The organism is Burkholderia sp. BCC0397, from assembly GCF_902832865.1.
GTDB lineage: Bacteria > Pseudomonadota > Gammaproteobacteria > Burkholderiales > Burkholderiaceae > Burkholderia.
On sequence record NZ_CADFDL010000001.1, the window covers coordinates 1,009,432 to 1,031,447 of the forward strand.

Genomic DNA, 22,016 nt, shown 5'->3' on the forward strand with positions numbered 1-22,016 from the left:
TCGTTGCGCCGTGCGCACCGCACGACGCATTCCCAGCCGTTTTGCAGAACCCAACAAAGGAGTCGTGGATGTCTGCCCTGTTCGAACCGTTCAAACTCAAGGATGTCACGCTGCGCAACCGCATCGCGGTGCCGCCGATGTGCCAGTACGTCGCCGAAGACGGCGTCGTCAACGACTGGCATCACGTGCATCTGGCCGGCATCGCGCGCGGCGGCGCGGGCCTCGTGATCGCGGAGGCGACGGCCGTGTCGCCGGAAGGACGCATCACGCCGGGCTGCGCGGGGTTGTGGAACGACGCGCAGGCCGGCGCGTTCGCGCCGTCGGTCGCGGCGATCAAGGCGGCCGGCGCGGTGCCCGGCATCCAGATCGCGCACGCGGGCCGCAAGGCGAGCGCGAACCGCCCGTGGGAAGGCGACGACCATATCGCCGACGGCGATCCGCGCGGCTGGCAGACCATCGCGCCGTCGGCCGTGCCGTTCGGTGCGCATCTGCCGAAGGTGCCGCGTGAAATGACGCACGACGATATCGCCCGCGTGCAGGCCGACTTCGTCGCCGCGGCGCAGCGCGCGCGCGACCTCGGTTTCGAATGGCTGGAACTGCACTTCGCGCACGGCTATCTCGGCCAGAGCTTCTTCTCGGTGCATTCGAACCAGCGCACCGACGAGTACGGCGGTTCCGCCGAAAACCGCGGCCGCTTCGTCGTCGACACGCTCGCGGCCGTTCGCAAGGTCTGGCCCGAGCATCTGCCGCTGACCGCGCGCCTCGGGGTGATCGAATACGACGGTCGCGACGAAGAGACGCTCGCCGAGTCGATCGCGCTCACGCAGCGGATGAAGCGGGAAGGGCTCGACATGCTGAGCGTGTCGGTCGGCTTCTCGACGCCCACCGCCCAGATTCCGTGGGGCCCGGCGTTCCTCGCGCCGATCGCCGAGCGCGTGCGCCGCGAGGCCGGGCTGCCGGTGTCGTCCGCGTGGGGAATCGACACGCCGCAACTGGCGAACCGTGTGGTTGAGGAAGCGCAACTCGATCTCGTGATGGTCGGCCGCGCGCACCTGGCCGACCCGCACTGGCCGTACTACGCGGCCAAGCAGCTCGGCGTCGAGCGTCCGTCGTGGACGCTGCCCGCGCCGTACGCGCACTGGCTCGAGCGCTATCGGATCGCCGACAAGGCGGCCTGAGCGGGGCGCGTCGACGCAGCGCCGGGGTGGCTCGCGCATCGCGCGTGCCGCCGATCCGGCGCCGATGGATAGAATGGCGGTTCGTCCAGGCCGGTGGCCTGGGCGAACCGCCATTTTTTCATTTCGACAGAGGTGCCATGGGCGCACATGTCCCGTCGTCTCACGATTCCGCCGCGCGACCGCGCGCCCAGCAGTTCGCCCGCGTCGCGCTGTATGCGGCGCTGCTGGTGCTCGCGCTGTGGGTGATCCGCGACTTCATTCCCGCCATCGCATGGGCCTGCGTGATCGCCATCGCGATGTGGCCGCTGCTGAAACGCTTCGAATCGCACCGGCTGTTCCGCAGCCGGCCGACGCTGATCGCGACCGTCATCACGGCGGCGATTTCGCTGCTGGTCGTGCTGCCGGTGGCGGTCGCGACGACCCAGGCGTTCGCGCAGGCGCACGACCTGCGCGAGTGGCTGCACACGATCCAGGACAACGGCATTCCGCTGCCGGAGGTGGTCAGCCGGTTGCCGTACGGCGCCGCGCAGATCACCGAATGGTGGCAGGCGAATCTCGGCCATCCGCTGCATGCGGCCACCGCGATGCACGGCGTCAACGGCGAGAAATTCATCGCGTTCGGCCGGCAATTCGGCACGAAGCTCGCGCATGTGCTGCTCGAATTCGGTTTCATGCTCGTGACGCTGTTCGTGATCCTGCGCGCCGGCCACAAGCTGTCGGGCGCGTTGCTGCAGGGCGCGCGGCGCGCGTTCGGACGCAACGGCGCGGAACTGATCGAGCGCATGGTCGCGGCCGTGTACGGCACGGTGACCGGGCTCGTGGTCGTCGGGCTCGGCGAGGGCGCGTTGCTCGGTGTCGCCTATGCGCTCGCGGGCGTGCCGCACGCGGCGCTGCTCGGGCTCGTCACGGCGGTCGCCGCGATGCTGCCTTTCTGCGCGCCGGTCGTGTTCTGCGGCGCGGCGCTCTGGCTGTTCGTGCAGGGGGCGACCATGTGGGCCGTCGTGGTCGCGGCGCTCGGGTTCATCGTCGTGTTCATCGCCGAGCATTTCGTGCGGCCGGTGCTGATCGGCGGTTCGACGCGGCTGCCGTTCCTGCTCGTGCTGTTCGGCATCCTCGGCGGCGCCGAGACGTTCGGCCTGATCGGGCTGTTCGTCGGGCCTGCGCTGATGACGGTGCTCACGATGCTGTGGGCCGAATGGATTGCTTGATCGCGCATGCCGTTGCACCGGTTCGACGCACCGGTGCGGCGTGCGGATGCGTGCATGTGTGCACCGGCTGCAACGATCGCTGACGATTCGGCTGGCGCGGATGCCCGCAAACGCAGGGATTCGGATAAAGATCTCTACATTTCTTTTCGATCCGGACCCAAAGGTCGAGTAGCATGGGGCTTTCGATCACGCCGGTATGGCGCAGCAGATTTCCCGAGCATGCGATTGATTTCGATGTCCCGTCCCGCAGCGACGCTGTCCCTGGCCGCCGGCTGCCTGATGTTGCATGGCTGTGCGTGGTTCGACTCGTGGCTGCCGTTCTCGTATTCGCGCACGCCGCTTGCACGGGCCGCGTCGCGGCACGGCGCGACGCGCGCCGACGTCGTCCGCGCCGCCGGCAACCCGCGCAGCGTCTGGATGGTCCGCAACGGCAGCGGCGTCTGCTACAACTACTTCATCGAGCACGGCAACGATCACCGATCGTACTTCGTCGTGTTCGACAAGGCCGGCGTCGTCACGCAGTCCGGCTTCGATACCTGCATGGACGCCGATCGCAAGGGCGCGCTCCGGTCGGACAAAGCCGCCTCGCGCTAGCGCGGCGGCCACGCGCCGCGCGAGCGTGTCACGCAGTCGTCACGCTATCGTGTCGACCACGCCGCCATCGACGCGCAACGCCGCGCCGGTCGTCGCCGAGGCTTGCGGCGAGCATACGTACACGACCAGGTTCGCGACTTCCTCCGTCGTCGCCGGCCGCTGGATGATCGACGTCGCACGCTCGCTGCGCACGAACTCCACTGCTACGTCGTCGATGCTGCGGCCCGTTTCGTCGGCCGTCTCCTTCAGCAGCGCGCGCACGCCTTCCGACATCGTCGGCCCCGGCAGCACCGAATTGACGGTCACGTGGGTGCCGGCCGCGAGCTTCGCGAGGCCGCGTGCGATCGACAGCTGCGCGGTTTTCGTGAACCCGTAATGAATCATGTCGACAGGGATATTCAGGCCCGATTCCGACGAAATGAACACGATGCGCCCGGCATTGCGTTCGATCATCCCTTTCAGGTAATGCCGCGCGAGCCGCACGCCGGACATCACGTTGATCTGGAAATAATGTTCCCATTCGGCGTCGTCGATGTCGAAGAACGCCTTCAGGCCGTAGATGCCCGCATTGTTGACGAGAATGTCGGCGTTCGGCGTGTGCTGCGTGACGCGCGCGACGCCGGCCGCGTCGGACAGGTCGGCGGCGATGCCGTCGAAGCGTGCGTCGGGCACGGCGTCGCGCAATTTCTCGAGCGCGGACTGCACCGACGGGTCGCTGCGGCCGTTGACGACGACGTGCGCGCCGGCGCGCGCGAGCCCTTCGGCGATCGCGAGCCCGATGCCGGCGGTGGAAGCGGTGACGACCGCGGTCTTGCCTTTCAGATCGATCTGCATGAGGTGGCGGGGGAAGAGTGAACGGGAACCACCGCGCGTGCCGCGGCGGACGGAATTCAAAGCTTAGGCAAATTCCGGTCAATAGGCCATGTCGCGAGCGTGCTGGCGGCGTCGATGCAAAAACTGATCCGCTCGATTTTCAGCGTGTGTGCGGGCGGAAACGCCTGTAAGCGGGTGCAGGGTGGGTAAGGTTCCAGCGTAAGTGCGGCATGCTCCGGATCTTGTGTCGAAGAATCGGCAGGGCGCAATTGCGCTGAACCTCGAAGTCGGGCGAGCCGGTTGCGCGGCGCCGCACAGTCTTGTACGGTGGGTGTTCGCCGTCCGACCCGGGAGCCCGCCGCGTGAGCCGTATTGCCAACCGATCCGCCGTACCGTCGCCGTTCTGGCGCGATACCGCGCTGCCGTTCATCGAGGCGCGCACCGTCGACGACGGGCGCGCGATCTGCTACGCGAAGCACACGCACGACACGTTTTCGGTGGGCGCGATCGTCGGCGGCACGAGCACGTACGTGAACGGTGCGACGAACGCACACGTCGGGCGCGGCGTGCTCGTGATCATCGATCCGGAGCAGGTACACGCATGCAACCCGTACGGCCCCGATGCGTGGGCGTACCGGATGGTCTATGTCGACGTGCCGTGGCTCGCGCGGCTGCAACACGCGCTGGGCCGTGACCCGAATCGCGATTTTCACGGGTTTTCGCCGAAGTTGACCGAACGCGGCGATCTGTTCGCGCAATTTGGCGGCTTCTACCGCACGCTCGTGTCGCCCGGCATCGACGCGCTCGGCAAGGAGAGCGCAGCGGTCGAATTCTTCACGGCGCTGCACGGCGCGCTCGATCGCGAACTGCCCGACCCGCGGCCGGGCGACGACAACGCGAAGCTCGCGCGCGCGGCGGACTACATCGCCGCCCATTGCCGCGAGGCCGTCACGCTCGATGCGATCTGCGCGGCGGCCGACCTGTCGCCGTCGTACCTGATCCGCGCGTTCAATGCGCGTTACGGGATGACGCCGCATGCATTCCTGATCGATCGGCGCGTGCAGTACGGCCGTACCGAGTTGCGCCGCGGCCGGCCGATCGCCGAAGTCGCGCTCGACGCCGGCTTTGCGGACCAGGCGCATTTCCAGCGCGCATTCAGGCGGATCGCGGCCGCGACGCCCGGGCAGTACCGCAGCGCGATGCGCTGAACGCCACCGCGGCTACACGTCGAGCAGAAACAGCGCGCTGCCCGCGAGCAGCAGCGCCATCAGCCGATTGAACACGCGCATGCGCCGCGCGTTCGCGAGCCGGTGCCGCAGCGACGCGCCCGCATAACCCCAGCATGCGATCGACGCGAAGCAGATCACCAGATACAGCGCGGCGAACTGCCAGACTTGTGCGCGGTCGCCGTCGGCTGCATATGCGCCCATCGCGGCCACGCACGCGAGCCACGCCTTCGGATTGAGCCACTGCATCGCCGCGCCGGCCGCCGCCGACGGGCCGACCACGTCCGGATCGGCCGACAGCCGGCCGTCGTCGAGCGCGAGCCGCAGCGCCATGACCAGCAGGAACGCGATTCCCGACCACTGCGTGGCCGTCGTCAGCACGGGCCAGCGCGCGAGCGCCGCGTGCAGGCCGAGGCCGATCAGCAGGAACAGCGCGACGAAGCCGAGCGTCGCGCCGGCCGCGTAGCGCAGGCTCGCGCCGAGGCCGTGGCGCGCGCCCGCGCTGAGCGCGACGATGTTGACGGGACCGGGGGTGATCGACGAGGCGAGCGCGAACGCAGCCATCGAAACCAGCATGCTCATCAGGTGTCTCCATGCGAATGTCAAAGTCGCATCGAGACTAAAGAAGCGGCGCGGGCCCGTATTGAAGAAAACTGCCCTCGGCGGCGCTGTCGGGATTCCCGTCACGCCGAGCCGGGCGCAGCGCTCACTGGCCGACCGAAAGTCATCGGACGCAAGCGTTGCAACCGAAGCCATCGAGTCTCACTTCACGGACGGGCGGTCGTCGCGAGCGCGTCGAACGCGTCAGCTTCCGGAAGCTGCAGCCACGACTCCGGGCCTGCGTCGATTTCTTCGACCGTCAGCAGACACGCATCGAGTTCGCGACGCAACCGGACCTGATCGATCGCCTGCCCGATGAACACGATTTCCTGTCGACAATCACCTGTTGGCTCTTCCCATTTTTGCAGCACACCATCGCGACGATAGTCGTCGTGCGGCCAGTCCGACCGAGAAACAAATCGCCACCATCGCCCGACGTAACCCCACTGGAACTCTCCGCCCGTCTGCACGAGCATGGCGATTTCAGCATATCGGTGCGCAGTCCAGACATATCCCTTGCAGCGAAGCAGTCGGCCGTTGGTCCAGGGGCGACGCAGCCACGCGAGCAGGCGCGCCGGATGAAACGGCGCACGTTCGCGATAGGTCCACGACGCGATCCCGTACGCATCCGATTCCGACGGGCGTTCGTCGACCTGCATGCGTTGCATCCATCCCGGCGATTCGACGAGCGCCGGGAGATCGAAGCGCCGCGTATCCAGGACGTCTGACGGATCGATCTCGCCGTGCTGCATCGGCAGGATTCGCGCGGACGGATTCAGCGACGCAAGGACCGCGCGTAGCCTGTCGAAACCTGCGTCGCCGATCCGGTCGAGTCGGCTCACGAGGATCACGTTCGCATATTCCACCTGTTCGATCAGCAGGTCCGACAGCTTGCGCGGCGGACCGGAATCGCTGCCGTTCGCGAGCGTGGCGTCGCGCGTGACCGGTTCAGCCGACGCGATCATGTCCTCGAACGTCTCGCCGTTGACCACCGTGACGAGCGTGTCCAGCCGCGCGAGTTCGCTGAGGCTGAAACCGTCCCGGTCGAGAAACGCAAACGTCTCCGCAACCGGCATCGGCTCCGAGATGCCGGTCGACTCGATCAGCAGATAATCGAAGCGACGCTGCCGCGCAAGCGTGCTGATCTGCTCGAGCAGATCGGCGCGCAGCGTGCAGCAGATGCAACCGTTGCTCATTTCGACCAGTTCGTCCTCGCCTCGATGCAGCTCGACGTTGCGGCGCACATCGTCGGCGTCGACGTTCACTTCGCTCATGTCGTTGACGATCACGGCGACCTTCAGGCCGGCGCGATTGCGCAGGATGTGGTTCAGCAACGTCGTCTTCCCGGCACCGAGGAAGCCGGACAGCACGGTGACCGGAATCCTCGGCGGAAGGGCGGCCGGCGCTTGTCGATTCCCCGGCGTCGTCATGCGCGCTGCCCGGACGCGCGATCCAGGTAGCCTTCGAACAGGTCGACCACGACATAGCCGTCGTCGGCGGCGTCGCCCCACAGATCCTTCACGCGGAACTCGACATGATAGGTCGGCTGATGCGCGGCGCCGGTGTCGCCGTGGCCGATCGCGTCCGGGAATGGCCACGATTCGGTCGTCCGGTGCAGCACGACGCCTTCCTTGCCGCGAACGTAGCCCGGCGCGCGGATGTGTCCGCTGACGTATTCGTCGCGAACGACGACGCGATCGCCGACCTCGAACCGCGTCGAGTCGGGCGGTGCCGCCCGGCCGCCGGATCGCGGCGGGTTCGCGAGCCGGAAAGGCGAACCGAGCGCGCGGTCGAGTTCATCCTGCGTGAGCACGCCGGTTTCGACGAGCAATGTTGCGGTCGCGATCACGTAGCGCTCGTAGTAGCGCGTGCCGACGTGCTGGCGCACGTCGATGCGTTCGACTGCGTGACGTACCTCGTCGACGCTGAATTTTTTCAGTTGGTCCACGCCGACGAACATCAGGCTGTACGCGAGATGCTCCCAGTCTTCCTTGAAGACTGGCTTGTAGCCGAGACTGTTGATCGTGTGCGGCACCGGGCCGAAACCCTGGAAGCCGCCGAGGTCGTGAAAGCCGTCCATATGTGATCTCCGAGATAAGGTCGAGAGCGAAACGGGGTGCGAGTCAGTGCGCGCGCGGCAGCGCAACGCCGATCAGCACGTCCTTCGTGACGAGCGTGCGCAGTTGTTCCTCGGTCATGTGCTCGCTGCCGGCCGGCCGCACGGGCAGCACGAGATAGCGGCTTTCGGCGCTCGTATCCCAGACCTTCACGACGACGTCGTCGGGCAGGTCGGTGCCGAGCTCCCGCAGCACCGTGCGCCCTTCGCGGACGAGCCGAGCACGATATTCGAAGCCCTTGTACCACTCGGGCGGCAGCCCGAGCACCGGCCAGTTCGTGCATGAGCACAGGCTGCAGACGATCACGTTCTTCAGCGTCGGTGTGTCTTCGAGCGCGACGATGTATTCGCCCTGCGGGCCGGTGTAGCCGAACTGCGCACACGCGGCCGTGCCGTCCTTCAGCAGAAGTTCGCGAAACGCCGGGTCGACCCACGCACGCGCGACGATGCGCGCGCCGTTGGCCGGATCCCAGGTCGTGGACATCAGCTCGGTCAGACCTTCGATATAGCCGTCGGGAATCAGGTTCTTCTCTTTCATCACGCGAAACAGCGCCCAGGCGCGTTCGCCTGGCGTCGAGGCTGTTTCCGCAGAAGGCATCGTGCTCATCGTGGGGCTCCTTGTGGTGGTTCGGGGCGACCGCTGCCACGACGTCGGGACTGTCGTGGCGAGGTGCGGGTGCGTCGTGTCGGTCACGCTCGACGAGCAGGGTAAGAAGAGAAAAAACGCGGTTCTTTGCCGACACGGATCGGAAACTATGCCGAGACGGCCCCGTGCGCGGCAGGCGCCGACGCGCAACGGATGCACGGTGATTCGCGGCATCGGACAGGGCGCCCGGCACGAAACGGCGGCAGCCGGCGCACGTTTTGCGATCGCTGCAGGGCACGGGCCGAGGAGGTCCGCCACAGCCAATTTCTTGTTCCGCCGGAAAACAGAAATGCGGATTTTGCCTTTCTATTCTCACCCTCAAGCGACGGCCGTTCGATGTCGCGAATCGTCGGTACTCCACCGAGTACCGGCGGAATAACAGTCAGCCAGCACTCCGCGATTCCACCATTCGGCAACGGCTTCCGTTCGTCGTACGTCGAGCGCGGCGGTGTCTGCGCACCCAGGTGAGGAGCATGATGGACCACGTCAACAGAATGAAACTGAAGCGAATCGCGCGCTGGATCGGCTTGTCGCTGATGGTCGTCGCATCGCATTACGCGGGGGCGGTCGAGGTCGATCCCGGCGACTACGAGCAGTATCCGACCGGCGCGACGATCGGCGTGCTGTACTACAACTATTCAGCGACGAACGCGTACTACGCGAATGGCCAGCGGACGTCGGATTTCGACCTGCAGTCCAATACCGGCATCGCCCGCCTGCTGCATGTGTTCCAGCTCACCGACAGGCTCACGATCGATCCGCAGGTGCTGCTGCCGTTCGGTCACATCAGCAGCTTCGGCAACGCAGGCGCGCTTGGCAGTACGAACGGTGTCGGCGACGTGATCCTGACCGCGCCGTTGAAATTCCGCCTGAACGAAGCGAAGGATGTCGTCGCCGCGACGGTCTACGTTTACGCGCCGACCGGGAGTTACGACCAGAACCGCGGTCTCAATCTCGGCGCCCACCGCTGGTCGCTCGATTTCCAGGCAGCCTACGTCAAGCACTTTTCGCCGCAGTGGGCCCTTGATCTCGTCGGCGACGCGATCTGGTACGGCAACAACACGTCGTACGGCGCGAACGGTACGACGCTGCATCAGCGGATGAGCTACAGCGCCCAGGCGATGGTGCGTTACATGCCCGATCCGGGCACGTCGCTCGGGATCGGCATCACCCAGCTCTGGGGCGGTGAAACGAGCGTCGACGGCGCGGACAACCACGACGCGCTGCGCACGACGCGCCTGCGGATCACCGCGGCGAAGTTCGTGACGAAGGCCGACCAGGTGCAAATCCAGCTCGGCACCGACCTGAGCGTGCACAACGGTCCGAAGAACAGCGTGCTCGCCGGCCTGCGTTACGCGCACATCTTCTGACCACCCGCATGCGCCGGGATATGGCCGGTGCATGTCGTTCCGTGTCCCCACGTCGAACCCTCGACACCCGATTCCCTTTCCAGAGAGGTCATGCATGGAATCCGCCATCGACAAACACCTGATCTGCCCGCGGACGCTGTCGCGCCGCGTCGCCGATGATTACCAGCCGCCGTTCCCGATGTACGTCGCCCGGGCCGCCGAAGACCTGAGCCAGGTCGTGATGGGCTATTTCGGCGTCCAGTATTGCGGCGCCGACAAGCGCTCGGCGGCGCTGGCCGCGTTGCGCCGGATCGTCGCCGATTTCGGCGTGCAGGACGGCCCGAACAACTTCGACCTGACGCAACACACCGACGACCAGGGCTACGAGAACCTGATTGCCGTCGGCTACTGGCGCGATCCGGCCGCGTATGCGCGCTGGATTGCGTGGCCGGCGCTCGTCGAATGGTGGGCCTCCGACGCACGCCTCGCGGACGGGATCGGCTACTTCCGGGAAATCGTCGCGCCGCGCGCCGAGCAGTTCGAGACGCTTTACGCATTTACGAGCGATTTCCCCGGCGTCGGCGCGATCATGGACGGCGTCAGCGGCGAGATCGAGGAGCACGGCTACTGGGGATCGATGCGCGACCGGTTCCCGATCTCGCAGACGGACTGGATGAACGCGGACGGCGAGTTGCGCATCGTCGAGGGCGATCCGGCTCGCGGCGGCCGTGTGGTCGTACTTGCACACGACAACATCGCGCTGATTCGGTCCGGTCAGGACTGGCGCGCGGCGGAGACTGACGAGCGCCGGCTGTATCTCGAGGAGATCGAGCCGACGCTGCGCAGCGGCATGGAGTTCCTGCGCGACAACGGCAAGGACGTCGGCTGCTACAGCAATCGCTACGTGCGCTCGATCGATCTCGACGGCAACGCACTCGACGAAAGTTACAACATCGGCCACTGGCGCTCGCTCGACCGCCTCGAGCGGTGGGCCGAATCCCATCCGACGCACCTGCGGATCTTCGTCACGTTCTTCCGCGTCGTCACCGGGCTGTCGAAACTGCGGCTGTATCACGAGGTTTCCGTCTTCGACGCAAAGCATCAGGTCTACGAATACGTGAACTGCCATCCGCGCACCGGGCTGATGCGCGACGCCGTCGCCATCGCCCGCTGAATCCCGCCGGCACCGCCAAGGCTGGCGGTGCCGCTTACCGAACTGGAGAACGTCGATGGCCATCAAACGCCCGACCCGCGAACAACTGTCCGACATTGCAGCCGGCTTCGGCTTTCATGTCGATTCCCGCCAACTCGCCGAATACGACGATGCCTTGCAGGCGAACTTCGACGCGTACGACGTCATCGACGCGCTGCCCGACCATCTGCCCGGCGTCGCGTATCCGCGCACGCCCGGCTACCGCCCGGAAGGCGACGAGAACCGTTACGGCGCGTGGGCGCGCAAGAGCACGATCCACGGCGCCGCCGACGGCAAGCTGCGCGGCAGGACGGTGGCCGTGAAAGACAACATCTGCGTCGCCGGTGTGCCGATGCGCAATGGCGCGAGCACGTTCGAGGGCTACGTGCCCGATATCGATGCGACCGTCGTCACGCGGGTGCTCGACGCCGGCGCGACGATCGCCGGCAAGTCGACCTGCGAGTACTACTGCTTTTCCGGCGGCTCGCACACGAGCGCGTCGGGGCCGGTGCACAATCCGCGCAAGGCCGGACACTCGTCCGGCGGCTCGTCGTCCGGCAGCGGTGCGCTGGTCGCGAGCGGCGAGGTCGACATGGCGCTCGGCGGCGACCAGGGCGGCTCGGTGAGAATCCCGTCCGCCTATTGCGGTGTCTACGGGATGAAGCCGACGCACGGGCTCGTGCCGTACACCGGCGCGATGCCGATCGAGGCGACTGTCGATCATCTCGGGCCGATGACGAGCACCGTGCTCGACAATGCGCTGCTGCTCGATGTCATCGCGGGCGACGACGGGCTCGATCCGCGCCAACGGATGTTGCCGCCGCGCGCCGATTATCTCGGCGCGATCCGCGACGGCATCGCAGGCCTGCGGATCGGCATTCTGCGCGAGGCGTTCGGGCTCGCGAATTCGGAGAAAGTGGTCGACGAGGCCGTGCGGGTCGCCGCGCTCCGGTTGCGCAAGCTGGGCGCGAGCGTCGACGAAGTGTCGGTGCCGCTGCATGCGGCCGGCACCGCGATATGGCTGCCGATCGCGGCCGAGGGTGCGACGCAGCAGATGATGAAGGGCAACAGCCACGGTTTCAACTGGGGCGGCCTGTACGTGACCGGCATGATCGATCATCACGCGGGCTGGCGCGAGCGCGCCGATGAGTTGCCGGATACCGTGAAGGTGACGATGCTGCTCGGCGAATATTTCACGAGCCGGTATCGCGGGCGCTACTACGCGAAGTGCCAGAATCTCGCGCGACGCTTGCGATCGGCTTACGACGCGGCGCTGCAATCGTACGACGTATTGGTGATGCCGACCGTACCGATCCGCGCGTCGGAACTGCCGAAGCCGGGCTGTGCGATGTCCGAGTCGCTGACGCGGGCGTTCGAGATGCTCGCGAATACCGCGCCGTTCGACGTGTCCGGGCATCCGGCCATGTCGCTGCCGTGCGGGGTAGCCGACGATCTGCCGATCGGGCTGCAACTGGTCGGGCGCCGCTTCGACGAGGCGACGCTCTATCGCTGCGCCTATGCGTATGAACAGTCTGCCGACTGGCGTCAGACGACATTCGGATGACATGCCCGGCGCGGCAGCGCATTGCCGCCGCGCCGCGCGCCGTGTGTCGCTCCGACCGGCAACGCGGCGGATACGGTTATCGATTGGACAATGCGCTTTTGAACGGGCACGCTACCGGCTGCGTGTTTGCTAACCCATGTGGGGCACGACCATGACGATGCGTCCTTTCCCGCGCGCCCCAAGCGGCGATGCGCCGGGCCTGGCGTCCGACAGCCCGCCGGACGAACGGACGAATTCGGCCATCGAGGTGGCGACCGACGGCTCGGTCAGCCAGCGTATCGAGTTCTGGCGCGAGACGATTCTGCGTTTGTTCGCGGATGTGCAGATCGCAGCCGTGCAGAAAGCCGATTTCTTCGGCCAGGTGCGGCAGCGCAAATGCGAAAAGATGCGCATCTCGGAAATCCACGCAAGCGAGCAGACCGTGAGTCGGCGCTATCGCCAGGCGCGGAGCGAGTATGAGGACAAGTATTTCGGCGTATTGATGCTCGAGGGCAGCCAATCGGTCGAGCAGGACGGCAAGATCGTCACGCTGCACCCCGGGGATTTTGCGATCTACGACGCGACACGGCCTCACCACCTGCAGTTCGGCCAGTCGTGGCGCGAGATCGTCGTCAGCATTCCCCGTGCGACCCTGAACCAGCTCGTCATCGGGATGGAACACCGCACGGCCTGCCCGACGCAAACCGGGGAGGGCGTCGGCAGCGTCATGCGTGCGTTTCTCGAGCAGATGTCGTCGCAGATCCGTAGCGTGACCGAGGACGAGATGCGGCAGCTGTCGGATACCGCGATCTCGCTGATCGCGATGACGCTCGGCGGCATGCAGCGCAACGACCTCGCGCAATCGAGGATGAAGGCGTTGACGCTGACGCGTGTGAAGCGGCATCTGCTCGAGCACCTGCACGATCCGGAGCTGAGCCCGATGATGATCGAGCGGTCGATCGGGATTTCGTCGCGGTACATCAACAAGCTGTTCGAGGCCGAAAATACGTCGCTGATGCGTTACGTATGGCACTTGCGGCTCGAACGGTGCGCGCAGGATCTGGCGAATCCGCAATGCGCGGTGCTGCGCGTATCCGACATCGCGTTGCGCTGGGGATTCAACGACATGTCGCATTTCAGTCGCGTGTTTCGCGAGCGGTTTGCGATGTCGCCGCGGGCGTGGCGCGAGCAGGGTGGCAAGCCACGCGCGTAACGCGTCCCGGGCCGAGTTCGCGGCAGGCGAGCGCCGATCGGAAGCAACCGGACGTCGACAGGCACGGCCGACGTTAGTGCAACGCGCGCGGCGCGTGCGCCGGCCGCGCGTCGTGCGGATCGGCCGGATTGGCGGAATCGGTGGAATCGGCCGGGCCGACGGCATCGGCCGGACGCAGCGGCCCGCCCGAACAGCGTTGCGTCGACACCGAGAAGCCGAACGTGTTGACGCCGCCCGCGCACGCGACGAACACGCCGCCGCCGTGCATCTCGGCCACGGCCTTGACGATCGACAGCCCGAGCCCGTGGTTTTCCTTGCTGTTCGCGCGCGCTTCCTCGAGCCGGTAGAAGCGCTCGAACACGTGCGAGCGCTGCACCGGGTCGATCGGCTCGCCGGGGTTCGACACGGCCATCTCGACGAGCGTATCGCGCGGCGTGATCGTCACGTTCAGCGTCGCGCCGGGCGCCGAATGCTGGATCGCGTTGATCAGCAGGTTCGTCATCGCGCGGCGGAACAGCGACGGATCGACGGCCGCGCGCGCATCGCCGTGCAGTTCGGCGCGCAACTGCGCCTCGTCGAGCGGGATTTCGAGGAAGTCGAGCATGCGCCGCACCTCGTCGGCGAGCGACACGTCCTTCAGGTCGGTCGCGCGTTCGCCGCGATCGCTGCGCGACAGGAACAGCATGTCGTTGATGATCACGCGCAGCCGCTCGAATTCCTCGAGGTTCGACTGCAGCGTCTGCCGCATCCGGTCGACCGAGCGGTCGCGGCTCGTCAGCGCGACCTGGGTCTGGCCGATCAGGATGCTGATCGGCGTGCGCAGCTCGTGCGCGACGTCCGCGTTGAACGCTTCGAGCCGCGCGTAGGTTTGCTGGATGCGTTCGAGCGCGCCGTTGAACGACGTCGCGAGATCGCGCAGCTCGGTCGGCAGCGCGTCGGTGTGCAGCCGCTGGCGGCGATTCGTCGCGCTCACGCTCGCTGCGTCCTGCGACAGCCGGTCGAGCGGCGCGAGCCCGAAGCGCGCGACCGCGCGGCTCAGCAGCAGCGTGATGACGGTGGCCGTCGCGATCAGCGCGGCCAGCGTCCAGCCGAAGCGGCGCAGCATCCGCTGCGTACGCTCGCACGACGTCGCGACGACCAGTTGCAACGTCGGCCGCTCGTCGGCGCCGGCCAGCGTGATGGTTTTCGTCATCACCGCGTAGCTGCTGTCGTTGAGCTGGTAGCGCTGGAACGCGCCGAACGGCGGATCGAGCGGCACGCCGTTGACGGGGCTGCCGAAGCGGAACGCGGGGTTGTCGCTGATCACCTGATAGTGCGTCGAGCCGTCGGGCGGTTCGAGATCCGCGAGTTTTTCCTGCATCATGCGGCCGCGCGCGGCCGTGGTCGCGTGCGACACGATCATCTGGGCGACCTTGGCGCGCGTGTCGATCGTCGCGCGCAACTCGGCGAACAGCTGGCGCTCCATCATCACGAACAGCCCGCAGCCGACCAGCGTGAACACGAGCAGCGACACGATGCCGAACATCGCCGAGAGCCGCAGGATGATCGAGCGCTTCATGCGCGCCGCTCCGTGTCGCCGTCCTCGCGCGCCTCGAGCACGTAGCCCATCCCGCGGATCGTGTGCAGCAGCTTGTCCGCGAACGGGCCGTCGAGTTTCGCGCGCAGGCGCTTGATCGCCGTCTCGACGACGTTCGCGTTGCTGTCGAAGTTCACGTCCCACACGAGTTCGGCGATGGTCGTCTTCGACAGCACCTCGCCGCTGCGCCGCGCGAGCACGCCGAGCAACTGGAATTCCTGCGCGGTCAGGTCGAGCCGCGCGCCGTCGCGGGTCGCGCGGCGGCCGATCAGGTCGACGCGCAGGTCGCCGATCGAGATCAGCGTCGATTCCTGCACGCGCGCGCGGCGCGTCAGCGCACGCAGCCGTTCGATCAGTTCGAGGAACGAGAACGGCTTGGTCAGGTAGTCGTCGGCGCCGCCGCGCAAGCCCCGCACGCGGTCGTCGACGCGATCGCGCGCGGTCAGCATGATCACGGGCGTCTGCTTCTGCGCGCGCAACGCCCGCAGCACGCCGAAGCCGTCGAGCTTCGGCAGCATCACGTCGAGCACGACCACGTCGTAGTCGAATTCGACGGCTTTCCACGCGCCGTCCTCGCCGTCGAGCGCGGTGTCGACGACCCAGCCTTCCTCGGTCAGGCCGCTCTTCAGGTATTCGACGACTTTCGGTTCGTCTTCGACGATCAGGACTTTCATAGGCGTGTTCGCATAACCGGGTTAGGGGCCGATGCTTGCGGCGGGTTGCGGGCTTGCCGCCGCGACGTCGGTTGGAGCGGTGCCGTCCCAGCCGCCGCCGAGCGCCTTCGCGAGAAACACGACGAGCGCCGCGCGCTGGCCCTGGATCTGCACGGCCTGGCGCTCGCTCGTCAGCAATTGCTGCTGGGCCGTCAGCACGTCGATGAACGGCGTCAGGCCGCCCGCGTAACGGTCCTGCGCAAGCGACACGAGCTTGCGCGCGTCGTCGACGGCCGCCGACGCCTGCTGCGCCGCCTGCGCGAGCACCGACAGGCCGGTCACCGCATTCTGCACCTCCTGGAACGCGGTGAGCACGGTCTGCCGGTAGCTGGCCTGCGCGGCGACGTAGCCGGCCTGCGCGAAATCGACGCCGGCCTTCAGCTTGCCGCCTTCGAACAGCGGCTGGCTGAGCGACCCGCCGACCGACCACAGCAGCGCCGGCACGGTGAACAGGCCCGCGAAGCGCGTCGCGTCCCAGCCGATGTCCGGCGACAGCGTGATGCGCGGGAAATACGCGGCGCGCGCGACGCCGATCTGCGCGTTCGCGGCGGCCATCGCGCGCTCGGCCGACGCGACGTCGGGGCGCCGTTGCAGCAGGTCGCTCGGCATGCCGGTCGGCAACGCGGGCGCGTTGATCGGCACCACGCGCGGCGCCAGCGAGAATGCGGGGGCGGGCGTGCCGACCAGCGTCGCGATCGCGGTTTCGACCTGCGCGCGCTGCTGGATCAGCAGCTGTGCCTGCGTGCGCGTCGCGTCGAGCTGCGCGCGCTGCTGCAACAGGTCGAGGCCCGACACCGCACCGAGATCGTGGCGCGCGCTCACGTAATCGAGCGCCTTCTGCTGCAGGTCGATCGAGCGCTTGACGACGTCGATCTCGGTGTCGAGTTCGCGCAGCGTGAAATAGCTCGACGCGAGATCGGCGCTCAGCACGAGGCGCGCGTTCGCGAAATCGTCGCGCGCCTGCTCGGAGCTGGCCTGCGCGGATTCGACGCTGCGCCGCACGCGGCCGAACAGGTCGAGTTCGTAGCTGACCGCCGCGCCGACCTGGATCTCGTTCTGCACGGTCGACATGCTCCGCGTCGCGTAGTTGGTCTGCGGCCGGTCGGCGGAAATCTTGAAGCGCTGTCCGCTCGCGTTCAGGCCGACGGCCGGATACTGCGCGGACGCGACCGACGCGAGCGTCGCCTTCGCCTGGTCGTAGCGCGCGGCCACCGCCTTCAGGTTCTGGTTGTTGCGCAGCGCGTCGGCTTCCAGCGCGTCGAGCTGCGCGTCGCCGAACGCGGTCCACCAGGCCGGATCGAGCGGCGCGCGGGCTGGTGCGGCCGGATGCCAGTACCCGTCGGCCGGGTCGAGCCGCCACGCGGCCGGCGTGTCGACGGCCGGGCGCCGGTAGTCCGGGCCGACCGTGCAGCCGGCGAGAGCGGCGGCCGCGACGACGGCGGCGAGCGCCACCGGCCGCACGCGGGTGCGCATCGCGATCACGACTTCGCTCCCGCGACGGCCGAGGCCGGCTGCGCCGCCGGCGCCTGCACGACGACCCGGTCGCCGGTCGCGAGCGCGTCGCTCGGATTCGCGACGAGGCGGTCGTTCGGCGTGACCGGCCCGTCGACTTCGAGCGTCTGGCCGATCGTGCGCACGACCGTCACCTGTTTCAGGTGGACCACGCCGTTCGCATCGACGGTCGCGACCGTCGGGCCTTCGGCGCGGAACAGCAGCGTATTGGCCGGCACCTGCAGGCGGCCGACCGGCGTCATCGGCAGCGTCGCCTGCACGTACGCGCCGGGCAGCAGCCGCCCGTCCGGGTTCGGCAGCGTGATCTCGATCTGCAGCGAACGCGTCGCGACGTCGATCGCCTCGGACGTGCGCGTGATCGTGCCGTCGAACGTCCGACCCGGCAGCTCGGCCTGCGCGACGCTCACGTGCTGGCCGACCTTCACCTGCTGCGCATACGCCTGCGGCACCTGCACGTACAGGCGCAGCCGGTCGGCCTGCACGACCGTGAACAGCGCGCGGCCCGCGTTGCCGGAACTGACGAGATCGCCGACGTCGACGTTGCGCTGCGTGACGATCCCGTCGATCGGCGCGACGATCCGCTGGAAGCCCTTCAGCTCGGTGAGGCGGCGCATGTTCGCATCGGCCGCCGCGAGGTTCGCGGTGCCCTGGCTGAACGCGCCTTGCCGGTCGTCGAGTTCCTGCTGCGACACGGCATCGCGCTGGCGCAACTGCTGCGCGCGGTCGAACGACGTCTTCGCGAGCGCGAGCGCGGCTTGCGCCTGCTGGCGCTGCGCGGTGGCCTGCGCCAGTTCCTGGTTCAGCTCCGGCGTGTCGAGTTCGGCGAGCGTTTGCCCCTGCCTCACGTGCGCGCCGATGTCGGCCTGCCAGCGCAGCACGTAGCCGCTGGCGCGCGCATAGATCGGCGCCTCGACGAAGCCGCGCAGCGTGCCGGGCAGCGTCAGCTTGCCGCCGGTGGCCGCGTCGACCGGATGCACGACGCTCACGTACTGGCGCGTGTTCTGCTCGGCGACCGCGTCGAGCCGGTTGCGGTTCAGCCCGTTGACGATGAGCGTGCGCGCGGCGCCGGCGGCCAGCAGCACGCCGATCACGATCACGACGATGCGCCCGCGTCGCGACACCGACGCGCGCGCCGGCAGGTGCATGCCGTGTTCGTCCACCTGGATGCCGACGGCGCTGTGATGTTTCTCTTCCATGAATTCAACCAGTTCAACCGGGTAGGGGGGCGAAAGTCAGTGTCCGGCCTGGCGCGCGCGCCGCCGGGCCAGCCGGGAATGCACGCCGCCGAACACGAGCGGCACGAACAGCAAGGTCGAAACGGTCGCGAACAGCAGCCCGCCGATCACCGCGCGGCCGAGCGGCGCGTTCTGCTCGGCGCCTTCGCCGAGACCGAGCGCCATCGGCACCATCCCGATGATCATCGCGAGCGCCGTCATCAGCACCGGCCGGATCCGTGTCGCGCCGGCCTCCAGCGCGGCCGTGAGCGGCGGCGCGCCGGCCGCGAGGCGTTGCCGCGCGAACGACACGACCAGAATGCTGTTCGCGGTCGCGACGCCGACCGTCATGATCGCGCCGGTCAGCGCGGGCACGCTCAGGTGCGTGCCGGTGATGAACAGCATCCACGCGATGCCGGCGAGCGCGGCCGGCATCGCGCTGATGATGATCAGCGGGTCGAGCCACGACTGGAAATTGACGACGATCAGCAGGTAGACGAGCACGATCGCCATCGCGACGCCCGCGCCGAGGCCGAGATACGACGTGCGCATCGTCTCGATCTGGCCACGCATCGCAAGGCTGGTGCCGCGCGGCAGCGTCGCGCGCGCGTCGGCCACGATGCGGTCGATCTCGCCCGCGACCGCGCCGAGATCGCGGCCCTCGACGCTCACGTACACGTCGATCGCCGGGCGGATGTTGTAGTGCGTGATCACGGCCGGGTTCGCGGTACTGCGCACCTGCACCAGGTTGCCGAGCAGCTGCAGCGGCATGCCCGTGCGGCCGCTGGCCGAGATCGGCGTGCCGAGCAGGGCGTCGACCGACGAGAGGTTGTATTGCGGGGTCTGGATCTGCAGCGGGTACTGGACGCCGGTGCGCGGGTTGATCCAGAACGACGGCGTCGTCTGCGAGCTCCCGGACAGCGAGATCAGCATGTTCTGCGCGACGTTCTGCGCGGAGAGATTGAGCTGCTGCATGCGCGTACGGTCCATGTCGGCCAGCAGGGTCGGCTCGTCGTTGCGTTGCAGCACGTGCACGTCGACGGCGCCGGGGATTTGCCTGATCTTTTTCATCAGGCTGCTCGCAATGGTCATGTTACTCGCGAGATCGTTGCCGAGCACCTGCACGTCGATCGCGGCCGGCTGCCCGAAGTTGAGGATCTGCGTGATGATGTCCGACGGCTGGAAGAAGAACTCGACGCCCGGGAAGCGTTGCGGCAGCAGCGTGCGCAGCGTCTGCACGTAGTGCCCGGTCGCGCGGTGGCCGGGCTTCAGCGCGATCAGCAGCTCGCCGTCGAGCGTGCCGATCGTGCCGGCGTTGCTGTACGACAGGTTGATGCCGCTCACCGGCAGCCCGAGGTTGTCGACGATCGCGCCGAGCTCGTCGGGCGGCACGGTTTCGCGGATCACGCGCTCGACCTGATCGGCGAGGCGGGCGGTTTCCTCGATCCGGTAGCCGGTCGGCGCGCGCACGTGCAGCCGGATGTTGCCGGAATCGGCGTTCGGGAAGAAGTCGCGGCCGAGCACGAACACGAGGCCCGTCGACAGCACGCAGAAGCCGAGGAAGCACAGCGCGTAGAAGCGGCGGCGCACGAGCAGGCTGCTGAGCAGCACGACGTACCACGCGCGCAGCCGCTCGAACGCATGGTTGAACGCGTGATGGATGCGTGCGAAGCGCGACGTCGCGTGGTCGGGGCCGGTGCTCGCCTGCTGCGGGCGGAACAGCAGCATCGCGAGCGTCGGCACCAGCGTGCGCGACAGCACGTACGACGCGAGCATCGCGAACACCACGGCTTCCGCGAGCGGCACGAACAGGAAGCGCGCGACGCCGGTCAGGAAGAACATCGGCACGAACACGATGCAGATGCACAGCGTCGACACGAGCGCGGGCACCGCGATCTCGCCGGCGCCTTCGAGGATCGCTTCGTGCAGGTTCGTACTGAACGACGACCCCCACGCTCCCTCCGGTCGCTGCCCCCCGAGGGGGCTGCTCGGCACGCTTGGGGCGGCCCGGCGCGTACCGAGATGCAGGTGCCGCTCGATGTTCTCGATCGTGACGGTCGCATCGTCGACGAGAATGCCGACCGCGAGCGCGAGGCCGCCGAGCGTCATGATGTTGATGGTCTCGCCGAGCGCGGACAGCGCGATCAGCGACGTGAAGATCGACAGCGGGATCGAGATCGCGATGATCAGCGTGCTGCGCCAGTTGCCGAGGAACAGCAGGATCATCATCGCGGTCAGCACGGCGGCGATCAGCGCCTCGTGGATCACGCCCTGGACGGCTGCGTTGACGAACACCGACTGGTCGAACAGCGGCGTGATCGTGAGCCCCTCGGGCAGCGTCGGGATCACCTTCGGCAGCAGCGCCTTCAGGTCCGACACGACCTTGAGCGTCGACGCGTCGCCGCTTTTCAGGATCGAGATGAGCACGCCGCGCTGGCCGTTCTGGCGCACGACGTTGGTCTGCGGCGCGAAGCCGTCGCGTACCGACGCCACCTCGCGCAAGTAGGTTGTCGCGCCGTTGACGGTCTGGACCGGCAGGTCGTTGATGTCGGCGACGGTATCGGCCGACGCGTTCGTGTCGATCCGGTACTCGGTCTGGCCCATCTTCGCGGTGCCGGTCGGCAGCACGAGGTTCTGCGCGTTGACCGCGTTGACGATGTCGGCCGGCGTGAGGCCCTTCGCGAGCAGCGCCTGCGGGTCGAGGTCGATCGCGACCACGCGCGTGCGGCCGCCGTACGGGAACGGAATCTGCACGCCCGGCACCGTGATCAGCTGCGGGCGCAGGAAGTTGAGCGCGATGTCGGCGAGCGACTGCTCGCTGAGCGTCTTGCTCGACAGCCCGAGCTGGATCACCGGAATGCTCGACGCCGAATAGGTGATCACGAGCGGCGGCGTCGCGCCCTGCGGCATCTGCCGCACGATCGCCTGCGCGGACGAGACCGTCTGCGCGATCGCCGTCTGCACGTTCGCGCCCGGTTGCAGGAACACCTTCACGACCGCGATGCCGGGCAGCGACGTCGATTCGACGTGCTGGATGTTGTTGACGGTCGTCGTCAGGATCCGTTCATGGACGGACGTGATGCGGTTCGTCATCTCCGTCGCGGAGAAGCCGCTGTAATTCCAGATCACGCTGATCACCGGGATGTTGATCGCGGGCAGCACGTCGACCGGTGTGCGCATCAGCGCAAGCGGGGTGGCCAGCACGATCATGATGGCCATCACGATGAACGTGTAGGGGCGCCTGAGCGCGAGATTGACGATCCACATGGAGGCGGCGGGGCAGGAGGTGATCGGGCGTCGGTAAAGGGAACCCGAATGATAGG

Annotated in this window: 18 protein-coding genes; 8 read left to right on the forward strand and 10 right to left on the reverse strand. The window is 67.6% G+C overall.

The window, feature by feature from the left end; translation table 11 throughout:
* Positions 1 to 68 precede the first annotated feature (68 nt).
* The 3 genes from HWX03_RS04510 to HWX03_RS04520 all read left to right on the forward strand — a co-directional run bounded on the left by HWX03_RS04510 (position 69) and on the right by HWX03_RS04520 (position 2,980).
* Positions 69 to 1,178 (forward strand): NADH:flavin oxidoreductase/NADH oxidase, encoded by a 1,110-nt coding sequence (locus tag HWX03_RS04510; RefSeq protein ID WP_175870391.1) that lies wholly within the window; start codon positions 69 to 71, stop codon positions 1,176 to 1,178.
* Between the two features lie 137 nt (positions 1,179 to 1,315).
* On the forward strand, positions 1,316 to 2,386 hold the full coding sequence (locus tag HWX03_RS04515) for an AI-2E family transporter (RefSeq protein WP_175870392.1): 1,071 nt from the start codon (positions 1,316 to 1,318) through the stop codon (positions 2,384 to 2,386).
* A gap of 219 nt (positions 2,387 to 2,605) precedes the next feature.
* Entirely contained in the window at positions 2,606 to 2,980 is a 375-nt protein-coding gene (locus HWX03_RS04520; protein ID WP_175870393.1) for a hypothetical protein, read from the forward strand.
* Between the two features lie 39 nt (positions 2,981 to 3,019).
* Here the strand turns inward: HWX03_RS04520 and HWX03_RS04525 are convergent, their stop codons facing one another.
* Positions 3,020 to 3,814, reverse strand: coding sequence for an SDR family oxidoreductase (locus HWX03_RS04525; RefSeq protein WP_175823152.1), 795 nt, complete (start codon positions 3,812 to 3,814; stop codon positions 3,020 to 3,022).
* A gap of 341 nt (positions 3,815 to 4,155) precedes the next feature.
* On the opposite strand from HWX03_RS04525, the gene HWX03_RS04530 reads away from it, so the two are divergent.
* The gene (locus tag HWX03_RS04530) at positions 4,156 to 5,001 is read left to right on the forward strand and encodes an AraC family transcriptional regulator (protein ID WP_034204915.1); all 846 of its coding nucleotides are present in this window, start codon (positions 4,156 to 4,158) and stop codon (positions 4,999 to 5,001) included.
* Between the two features lie 12 nt (positions 5,002 to 5,013).
* Here HWX03_RS04530 and HWX03_RS04535 read toward each other — a convergent pair whose 3' ends face one another.
* From HWX03_RS04535 to nthA, 4 genes are all read right to left on the reverse strand, one after another.
* Positions 5,014 to 5,601 carry a LysE family translocator gene (locus HWX03_RS04535; RefSeq protein WP_175870394.1) on the reverse strand — a complete coding sequence of 196 codons (588 nt, stop codon included), beginning with the start codon at positions 5,599 to 5,601 and terminating at the stop codon, positions 5,014 to 5,016.
* A gap of 185 nt (positions 5,602 to 5,786) precedes the next feature.
* Positions 5,787 to 7,049, reverse strand: a complete 1,263-nt coding sequence (locus tag HWX03_RS04540) for a GTP-binding protein (RefSeq protein ID WP_175870395.1) — start codon at positions 7,047 to 7,049, stop codon at positions 5,787 to 5,789.
* On the reverse strand, positions 7,046 to 7,699 hold the full coding sequence (gene nthB, locus HWX03_RS04545; protein ID WP_175870396.1) for a nitrile hydratase subunit beta: 654 nt from the start codon (positions 7,697 to 7,699) through the stop codon (positions 7,046 to 7,048). Before nthB ends, HWX03_RS04540 begins: the two co-directional genes overlap by 4 nt.
* A gap of 43 nt (positions 7,700 to 7,742) precedes the next feature.
* The gene (nthA, locus tag HWX03_RS04550; protein ID WP_174430080.1) at positions 7,743 to 8,342 is read right to left on the reverse strand and encodes a nitrile hydratase subunit alpha; all 600 of its coding nucleotides are present in this window, start codon (positions 8,340 to 8,342) and stop codon (positions 7,743 to 7,745) included.
* Positions 8,343 to 8,854: 512 nt separating this feature from the next.
* Here nthA and HWX03_RS04555 point away from each other — a divergent pair.
* The 4 genes from HWX03_RS04555 to HWX03_RS04570 all read left to right on the forward strand — a co-directional run bounded on the left by HWX03_RS04555 (position 8,855) and on the right by HWX03_RS04570 (position 13,678).
* Positions 8,855 to 9,751: a transporter gene (locus HWX03_RS04555; protein ID WP_175870397.1), complete on the forward strand. Its 897-nt coding sequence runs from the start codon at positions 8,855 to 8,857 to the stop codon at positions 9,749 to 9,751.
* A 94-nt stretch (positions 9,752 to 9,845) separates the two neighbouring features.
* On the forward strand, positions 9,846 to 10,904 hold the full coding sequence (locus HWX03_RS04560) for a phenylacetaldoxime dehydratase family protein (protein ID WP_175870398.1): 1,059 nt from the start codon (positions 9,846 to 9,848) through the stop codon (positions 10,902 to 10,904).
* A gap of 55 nt (positions 10,905 to 10,959) precedes the next feature.
* Positions 10,960 to 12,486: an amidase gene (locus HWX03_RS04565; protein ID WP_175870399.1), complete on the forward strand. Its 1,527-nt coding sequence runs from the start codon at positions 10,960 to 10,962 to the stop codon at positions 12,484 to 12,486.
* A 151-nt stretch (positions 12,487 to 12,637) separates the two neighbouring features.
* A complete protein-coding gene (locus HWX03_RS04570) occupies positions 12,638 to 13,678 on the forward strand; it encodes a helix-turn-helix domain-containing protein (RefSeq protein ID WP_175870400.1) in 1,041 nt (346 codons plus the stop codon).
* Positions 13,679 to 13,751: 73 nt separating this feature from the next.
* Here the strand turns inward: HWX03_RS04570 and HWX03_RS04575 are convergent, their stop codons facing one another.
* Genes HWX03_RS04575 through HWX03_RS04595 form a run of 5 tightly spaced genes read right to left on the reverse strand, consistent with a single transcriptional unit; the run spans position 13,752 to position 21,960 of the window.
* On the reverse strand, positions 13,752 to 15,236 hold the full coding sequence (locus tag HWX03_RS04575) for a heavy metal sensor histidine kinase (RefSeq protein ID WP_175870401.1): 1,485 nt from the start codon (positions 15,234 to 15,236) through the stop codon (positions 13,752 to 13,754).
* Positions 15,233 to 15,928, reverse strand: coding sequence for a heavy metal response regulator transcription factor (locus tag HWX03_RS04580; protein ID WP_027782937.1), 696 nt, complete (start codon positions 15,926 to 15,928; stop codon positions 15,233 to 15,235). Before HWX03_RS04580 ends, HWX03_RS04575 begins: the two co-directional genes overlap by 4 nt.
* 21 nt (positions 15,929 to 15,949) lie before the next feature.
* A complete protein-coding gene (locus tag HWX03_RS04585; RefSeq protein ID WP_175870524.1) occupies positions 15,950 to 17,440 on the reverse strand; it encodes an efflux transporter outer membrane subunit in 1,491 nt (496 codons plus the stop codon).
* Between the two features lie 5 nt (positions 17,441 to 17,445).
* The gene (locus tag HWX03_RS04590; RefSeq protein WP_175870402.1) at positions 17,446 to 18,675 is read right to left on the reverse strand and encodes an efflux RND transporter periplasmic adaptor subunit; all 1,230 of its coding nucleotides are present in this window, start codon (positions 18,673 to 18,675) and stop codon (positions 17,446 to 17,448) included.
* A gap of 36 nt (positions 18,676 to 18,711) precedes the next feature.
* Entirely contained in the window at positions 18,712 to 21,960 is a 3,249-nt protein-coding gene (locus tag HWX03_RS04595; RefSeq protein ID WP_175870403.1) for an efflux RND transporter permease subunit, read from the reverse strand.
* Between the last annotated feature and the right edge of the window lie 56 nt (positions 21,961 to 22,016).

What these genes read in the sequence shown, in the direction of transcription:
- HWX03_RS04575 (WP_175870401.1), bottom strand. Translation starts at nt 15,236, where the DNA reads ATGAAGCGCTCGATCATCCTGCGGCTCTCGGCGATGTTCGGCATCGTG.
- HWX03_RS04525 (WP_175823152.1), bottom strand. Translation starts at nt 3,814, where the DNA reads ATGCAGATCGATCTGAAAGGCAAGACCGCGGTCGTCACCGCTTCCACC.
- HWX03_RS04570 (WP_175870400.1), top strand. Translation starts at nt 12,638, where the DNA reads ATGACGATGCGTCCTTTCCCGCGCGCCCCAAGCGGCGATGCGCCGGGC.
- HWX03_RS04595 (WP_175870403.1), bottom strand. Translation starts at nt 21,960, where the DNA reads ATGTGGATCGTCAATCTCGCGCTCAGGCGCCCCTACACGTTCATCGTG.
- HWX03_RS04560 (WP_175870398.1), top strand. Translation starts at nt 9,846, where the DNA reads ATGGAATCCGCCATCGACAAACACCTGATCTGCCCGCGGACGCTGTCG.
- HWX03_RS04590 (WP_175870402.1), bottom strand. Translation starts at nt 18,675, where the DNA reads ATGGAAGAGAAACATCACAGCGCCGTCGGCATCCAGGTGGACGAACAC.
- nthB (WP_175870396.1), bottom strand. Translation starts at nt 7,699, where the DNA reads ATGGACGGCTTTCACGACCTCGGCGGCTTCCAGGGTTTCGGCCCGGTG.
- nthA (WP_174430080.1), bottom strand. Translation starts at nt 8,342, where the DNA reads ATGAGCACGATGCCTTCTGCGGAAACAGCCTCGACGCCAGGCGAACGC.
- HWX03_RS04540 (WP_175870395.1), bottom strand. Translation starts at nt 7,049, where the DNA reads ATGACGACGCCGGGGAATCGACAAGCGCCGGCCGCCCTTCCGCCGAGG.
- HWX03_RS04510 (WP_175870391.1), top strand. Translation starts at nt 69, where the DNA reads ATGTCTGCCCTGTTCGAACCGTTCAAACTCAAGGATGTCACGCTGCGC.
- HWX03_RS04585 (WP_175870524.1), bottom strand. Translation starts at nt 17,440, where the DNA reads ATGCGCACCCGCGTGCGGCCGGTGGCGCTCGCCGCCGTCGTCGCGGCC.
- HWX03_RS04580 (WP_027782937.1), bottom strand. Translation starts at nt 15,928, where the DNA reads ATGAAAGTCCTGATCGTCGAAGACGAACCGAAAGTCGTCGAATACCTG.
- HWX03_RS04555 (WP_175870397.1), top strand. Translation starts at nt 8,855, where the DNA reads ATGATGGACCACGTCAACAGAATGAAACTGAAGCGAATCGCGCGCTGG.
- HWX03_RS04520 (WP_175870393.1), top strand. Translation starts at nt 2,606, where the DNA reads ATGCGATTGATTTCGATGTCCCGTCCCGCAGCGACGCTGTCCCTGGCC.
- HWX03_RS04565 (WP_175870399.1), top strand. Translation starts at nt 10,960, where the DNA reads ATGGCCATCAAACGCCCGACCCGCGAACAACTGTCCGACATTGCAGCC.
- HWX03_RS04535 (WP_175870394.1), bottom strand. Translation starts at nt 5,601, where the DNA reads ATGAGCATGCTGGTTTCGATGGCTGCGTTCGCGCTCGCCTCGTCGATC.
- HWX03_RS04515 (WP_175870392.1), top strand. Translation starts at nt 1,316, where the DNA reads ATGGGCGCACATGTCCCGTCGTCTCACGATTCCGCCGCGCGACCGCGC.